General features: G+C 66.6%; 1 protein-coding gene and 1 pseudogene. Both read left to right on the top strand.

The genetic code is table 11. The features are described from left to right. Positions 1-286 (top strand): SDR family oxidoreductase (locus EN780_RS35565; RefSeq protein ID WP_128276560.1); only part of this gene is annotated, 286 nt, incomplete at its 5' end. A 172-nt stretch (positions 287-458) separates the two neighbouring features. Next, a pseudogene (locus EN780_RS35560) lies at positions 459-877 on the top strand (D-alanine--D-alanine ligase A); the annotation flags it as partial.

Here is an 877-nt window from a genome sequence, read left to right as displayed (position 1 = left end):
GTTCTTGTCCAGGCAGTATGCGCTGGACTACGGCGCGCAGGGCATCCGCTCGAACGCGGTCAACGCCGACCGCATCCGCTCGGGGCTTCTGACCGACGCCATGATCGCCAGCCGCTCGGGCGCGCGCGGCGTGTCGGAAAAGGAATACATGTCCGGCAATCTACTCGGCCAGGAAGTGACTGCCGAGGACGTGGCGCAGGCCTTCCTGCACCAGGCTCTGGCCGACCGGACCACCGCCGATGTGACGACCGTCGACGGCGGCAACATCGCGGCGGCGCTGCGCTAGCGACAACCCTGCCATGAACCCCTGCCATCATGCGGGGGTTCAGAGGGCCGGCGGCGACTTCGACAATCAGCGACCTCGCCGCCCCGAGTTGAAAACTGTCGTCAATCCGAAGCGGTTGCCGAAATTCCGCTTCAATCTATGCCTTGAACGGCTTCGCAAGGTGGAGACAGCCGTGACCGCGAACAGACTGCGTATTGCCGTCCTCTTTGGCGGGCGTTCGGCCGAGCATGAAGTTTCGGTGCTCTCGGCGACCAATGTCATGCGGGCGCTGGAGCCGGCGAAGTACGATGCCCTTCCCATCTTCGTCACCCGCGAAGGAAAATGGCTGCTCAGCCGTTTCGAGGGTGGCGCGCTGGCGACGCCTTCGGGCGGCACGGAGGTCTGCCTGGTGCCGGGCGGACACGGGCGCATGCTGGCGGTCCCGGCCGAGGGCGCGCCCTACGCGCTGCCAGATATCGACATCCTGTTTCCCGTCCTGCACGGGCTGCATGGCGAGGACGGCGCGGTGCAGGGGCTGGCGGAAGTGGCGCAGGTGCCGCTTGCCGGTTGCGGCATTCTCGGCTCGGCGACGGCGCTCGACAAGGATATCGC

Source organism: Mesorhizobium sp. M4B.F.Ca.ET.089.01.1.1 (assembly GCF_004022605.1).
Classification (GTDB): domain Bacteria; phylum Pseudomonadota; class Alphaproteobacteria; order Rhizobiales; family Rhizobiaceae; genus Mesorhizobium; species Mesorhizobium abyssinicae.
Note: the sequence above shows the minus strand (reverse complement) of the source record. Positions and strands in the feature narration are given on the sequence as shown.